Below are 5466 nucleotides of genomic sequence, written 5' to 3' on the forward strand. Positions count from 1 at the left end.
GAATTGCCCCTCTTATCGGATCGATTTGTGGCGAGGTGGTGACGTTGTGACCTCCCGGGGCTACGCCTGTAACCCCGGGGCGACCCTGTCGTCCCCGGGGCCACCGCAGCGGGCCGTGCCTATTCGATCACGATCCGCGGCGCGGCCTGGCCGGAGCCGGCGCTGACCTTCTCCCACACCCGGGCGGCGATGGCACGATAGACTTCGGCATGCGCGCTGTTCGGCGCCGACACCACGATCGGCTGCCCGGAATCCGAGGTTTCGCGGATGGCGATGTCCAGTGGCACCTCGCCCAGGAAGTCGCAGCCCAGCCGCTCCGCTTCGGCCCGGGCGCCGCCATGGCCGAAGATGTCGGAGCGATGGCCGCAATTCGGGCAGCAGAAATAGCTCATATTCTCGATGATGCCGAGCACGGGCACGTCGACCTTGCGGAACATGTTCAGGCCCTTGCGGGCGTCCAGCAGGGCGATGTCCTGCGGCGTCGACACGATCACGGCGCCGGCCAGCGGCACCTGCTGCGCCATGGTCAGCTGGGCGTCGCCGGTGCCGGGCGGCATGTCGACCACCAGCACATCCAGCGTGCCCCAATTGACGTCGCGCAGCATCTGCGACAGCGCCGACTGCACCATCGGGCCGCGCCAGATCATCGGCGTCTCCTCGTCGATCAGGAAGCCGATCGACATCACCTTCAGCCCGTAATTCTCCTTCGGGTCCATGGTCTTGCCGTCGGGCGAGGCCGGCTTGCCGGTGATGCCGGTCATCCGCGGCACCGACGGGCCGTAGATGTCGGCGTCGAGCAGCCCGACCTTCAGCCCGTTGGCGGACAGGCCGAGGGCGAGGTTGACCGCGGTGGTCGATTTGCCGACGCCGCCCTTGCCGGACGCGACGGCGATGATGGCGCCGATGCCTGTCACCGGCAGCTTGCGGCTTTGCGCCCCACCCGGAGCCGCCGGGGGCACCTGGGCCGGGGCCGGTCCGCCTGCGCGGGTGGCGGTCTGGGGGGCCGGCCCGCCGCGATGGGCGGTCAGGACGGCAGTCACAGACAGCACGCCCGGCACCGCGCTCACGGCGCGTTCCGCGGCCTGGCGCAACGGCTCCAGCGTTGGGCCGCGCCTGGGATCGACCTCGATCGAGAACAGAACGTGGCCGTCGCGCAGCGTCAGGCCTGAAATCATATGGAGGGCGACGAGGTCGCCACCGCGTTCGTCGTCCCGAACCCCGCGCAATGCATCCAGCACCGCGGCCTCGGTCACTGTCGTGCGGCCAGTCGCCATGGTTGAACTTCCTGCCCTTTGTCCAATATGACAGGCTGCAACATGCCACCTGCCGCGCCGAGATATAGCATCCGGCGCCCAGGATGACAGGGCGGTCGAGGGGAAGGGATCTGGATGCCGTGGAGTAATCAAGGCGGGGGCAGCGGCGGCGGTGGCGGCCCGTGGGGCGGCGGACCGCAAGGCGGCGGACAGAACCCGTGGGGCCGCGGCGGGCCGAGCCAGGCCGACATCGAGGACATGATCCGGCGCGGCCAGGATCGTTTCCGCAAGGTCATGCCCAAGGGATTCGGCGGCGGCCGCGGCATTTTGATCGCCATCGTCGTCATCGTGATCGGCTGGCTGCTGACCGGCATCTACCGGGTCCAGCCGGACGAACTCGGCGTGGTCCAGCGATTCGGTGCCTATGTCCGGACGGAACAGCCGGGCCTGCGCTATCACCTGCCGGCGCCGATCGAAGCCGTGACCAAGCCGTCGGTGACGACGCAGAATCGGATCGAGATCGGGTTCAGCAGCGGCGAAGGCCGCACGGTTCCCCGGGACATCCCGGATGAGAGCCAGATGCTGACCAAGGACGAGAATATCATCGATATCGATTTCATCGTCCTGTGGCGCATCTCCGACCCGGTCGCCTATCTCTTCAACATCAAGAACGCCGACGGCACCGTGAAGGTCGCGGCCGAGAGCGCGATGCGCGAGGTGATCGGCAACACCGAGATCCAGCCGGCGCTGAACGAGGCCCGCGGCAAGATCGAACAGGAAGCCCGCCAGTTGCTGCAGGCGACGCTCGACAGCTATGGCTCGCCCGGCCGCCCCGGCGCCGGCGTGGTGATCGACCAGGTGCAGCTGCAGAAGGTGGCACCGCCGCAGCAGGTCATCGCGGCGTTCGATGACGTGCAGAGCGCCCGCCAGAACCAGGACCAGCTGCGCAACGACGCCGAAACCTACCGCAACGGCGTGGTCCCCAACGCCCGAGGCAAGGCCGAGCAGATCGCGCAGCAGGCGGAAGCCTATCGCGAGCAGGTGGTGGCCAAGGCCCAGGGTGACGGCGCGCGCTTCACCGAAGTGCTTCAGTCCTATCGCCTGGCGCCGGAGATCACGGCCGAGCGCTTCTATCTCGAGACGCTGGAGACGGTGCTGAAGGATTCGAACAAGATCCTGATCGACGATGCCGTGGGCGGGCAGGGTGTCGTGCCCTATCTGCCGCTGACCGAGCTGATGAATCGCCCCGCGCCGGGTGCCGCGACGAAGGGGGGGCAGTAACATGAACGCCAAGCTTGCCATCCTCGGCGCCGCCGTCGTCATCGTCGGCCTGGTGCTGGCCGATTCGCTCTACACCGTGAACCAGAACGAGCAGGCCCTGGTCCTGCAGTTCGGTGAGGTGGTGAAAGTCGAATCGACGCCGGGCCTGAAGTTCAAGCTGCCGCTGATCCAGAACGTGCAGCTGTATGAGAAGCGCGTGCTCGACGTCGATCCGCCGGTCGAACAGGTGATCCTGTCCGACCAGCGGCGCCTCGATGTCGGCAGCTATGCCCGCTACCGCATCGCCGACCCGCTGCTGTTCTTCCAGGCGGTGCGCAACGAGCAGATCGCCGGCACCCGCATCAACAGCTTCGTCAACAACGCGCTGCGCAACGTGCTGGGCAACTACAACCAGCTCGACGTGCTGTCGGAACAGCGCGGGCCGATCATGCGGTCGATCCGCGACAGCGTCGAAGCCAATGCCAAGCCGCTGGGCATCGAGATCGTCGACGTCCGCATCGTCCGGGCCGACGTGCCGGAAGGCACGGTGCAGTCGGTCTATGACCGCATGAAGTCCGAGCGCGAACGCGAAGCGGCGCAGTACCGCGCCCAGGGCCAGGAATATTCGCTGCAGATCCGGTCGCGCGCCGATCGCGACGTGACCGTGCTGCTGGCGGATGCCGAGCGCAAGGCGCAGGAACTGCGCGGCCAGGGCGACGCCGAGGCGATCAAGGTGCAGGCCGCCGCCTATGGCGCCGACCCGCAGTTCTTCTCGTTCTACCGCAGCCTGCAGGCCTATCAGAACGCGATGGGGCCGGGCACCACGCTGGTGCTGTCGCCGAAGGGCGACTTCTTCAAGTACTTCAACGACGCGACCGGCCGTGGCCTGGTTCCGGCTGTGACGCAGGCAACCCCGCCCGCGGCCAATCTGCCGCCGCCTGCGGTCGCCCCGGCGCCGCCTGCGGTCGCCCCGGCACCGGTCGAACCGGCGCCTGCCGCCCCGGCAGCGCCGGCGCCCGGCACCTCGGGCTGATGCGGGCCCGCATCCTGCCACGATCGGGTGTATGATGAGGGACGCCGGCCTCCTTTCGGGGCCGGCGTTCCGCTTTGAGCGAGGAGAGCGTTCGTGACCAGACCGATTGCCCGCCCCCCAACCGGTTCGATCGCGGCCGGTCCGCTCGCCCTGCTGCAGCGGGCCGGGACCATGCTGGTCGCCGCGGCGATGCTGGCGACGATGGGGCTGACGGCCGTGACCGGGGCCGCCCACGCCGCGCCGGCGCCCGACAGCTTCGCCGACCTCGCCGAGAAGCTGCTGCCGACGGTGGTCAACATCTCGACCACGCAGAAGGTCGAGGGCGACCAGGACCTGCCGGAGATGCCGCAGTTCCCGCCGGGCTCGCCCTTCGAGCAGTTCTTCCACGACTTCTTCAACCGGCGCGGCCAGGGCGGCGGCGACAAGCCGACGCCGCACAACGCCACCGCGCTCGGTTCCGGCTTCATCGTCCGGGCCAATGGCTACATCGTCACCAACTATCATGTGATCGAAGGGGCCGAATCGATCACCGTCGTCCTGCACGACAACACCAGCCTCGAGGCCAAGCTGGTCGGCCGCGACGACAAGACCGACCTCGCGGTGCTGAAGGTCGAAAGCGACAAGCCGCTGCCCTTCGCCGATTTCGGCGACAGCGACAAGATGCGGGTCGGCGACTGGGTGCTGGCGATCGGCAACCCGTTCGGCCTCGGCGGCACCGTCACCGCCGGCATCATCTCGGCACGGTCGCGCGAAATCAACGCCGGCCCCTATGACGACTTCCTGCAGACCGACGCCGCCATCAACCGCGGCAATTCCGGCGGCCCGATGTTCAACATGGACGGGCAGGTGATCGGCATCAACACGGCGATCTATTCGCCCTCGGGCGGCTCGGTCGGCATCGGCTTCGCCATCCCGTCGGCGCTGGCCCGCGGCGTGGTCGACCAGATCATCGAATTCGGCCGCACCAAGCGCGGCTGGCTCGGCGTCCGCATCCAGTCGGTGACGCCGGAAATCGCCGAGAGCCTCGGCCTCGACAAGGCGGAAGGCGCGCTGGTGGCCGGCGTGACCGATGGCGGGCCGGCGGCCAAGGCCGGGATCGAGACCGGCGACGTCATCCTGTCCTTCGACGGCAAGCCGATCGGCGAAAGCCGCCGCCTGCCGCGCGTCGTGGCCGACACCCCGGTCGACAAGCAGGTCCCGGTCGTGGTCTGGCGCAAGGGCCAGCGCAAGGAACTGCCGGCGACGCTGGGCGAGCTGGAGGAGGCGGAGAAGTCAGGCCTGCTGGCGTCGAACACGCCGGATAGCCAGGGCGATGCCGACAAGCCGCAGACCCTCGACGCGCTCGGCGTTACCCTGTCGCCGCTGACCGATGCGCTGAAGAAGCAGTATTCGCTGTCCGACGACCAGAAGGGCGTGGTCGTCACGGTGGTCACCAGCGGGTCGCCGGCGGCCGACAAGGGGCTGAAGGTCGGCGACGTCATCGTCGAGGTTGGCCAGGCCGAGATCGCCGCCCCGGCCGATGTCGCCAAGAAGGTGACCGAGGCCCGCGAGGCCGGCCGCAAATCGGTGCTGCTGCTGGTGGAAACCGGCGGCGACCTGCGCTTCGTCGCCCTGCCCGTCGGGCAAGGCTGAGGCAGAAGGCTTTCCGACGGAAAAGGGGCTGCCTTCGGGCAGCCTCTTTTTTATTGCCGCCGGTTAGGAAACCCCCTTCATTGTCATTGCCCGGCTTGACCGGGCAATCCAGGGGCCATCAAGAGCCGCTCTCGCTGGCCCCTGGATCCTCGGGTCAAGCCCACGGGTGTCCGGTTGAGAAAAGGTGGACAGGGCGCACGGTGTTGATTCAGCTCGAGTTCAGGACGTTGGCGCGTCACCTGGACACGAACGGAGCAACACCGTGCGGCATCACAATAGCGTGTTCCA

At 68.2% G+C, this 5466-nt stretch carries 4 protein-coding genes; 3 read left to right on the forward strand and 1 reads right to left on the reverse strand.

Translation table 11 applies throughout. The annotated features are described in order from the left end of the window. Window positions 1-119: 119 nt before the first annotated feature. On the reverse strand, window positions 120-1274 hold the full coding sequence (gene apbC / locus AC3XYG_RS29795) for an iron-sulfur cluster carrier protein ApbC (RefSeq protein ID WP_489143503.1): 1155 nt from the start codon (window positions 1272-1274) through the stop codon (window positions 120-122). Window positions 1275-1547: 273 nt separating this feature from the next. Between apbC and hflK the strand changes: the two genes are divergently transcribed. From hflK to AC3XYG_RS29810, 3 genes are all read left to right on the forward strand, one after another. Then, the gene (gene hflK, locus AC3XYG_RS29800; protein WP_489143504.1) at window positions 1548-2534 is read left to right on the forward strand and encodes an FtsH protease activity modulator HflK; all 987 of its coding nucleotides are present in this window, start codon (window positions 1548-1550) and stop codon (window positions 2532-2534) included. 1 nt (window position 2535) lies between these two features. Continuing rightward, window positions 2536-3546 carry a protease modulator HflC gene (gene hflC / locus AC3XYG_RS29805; RefSeq protein ID WP_489143505.1) on the forward strand — a complete coding sequence of 337 codons (1011 nt, stop codon included), beginning with the start codon at window positions 2536-2538 and terminating at the stop codon, window positions 3544-3546. A 93-nt stretch (window positions 3547-3639) separates the two neighbouring features. Next, a complete protein-coding gene (locus tag AC3XYG_RS29810; protein WP_489143506.1) occupies window positions 3640-5178 on the forward strand; it encodes a DegQ family serine endoprotease in 1539 nt (512 codons plus the stop codon). Window positions 5179-5466: the final 288 nt, after the last annotated feature.

This window comes from Inquilinus sp., assembly GCF_057815775.1.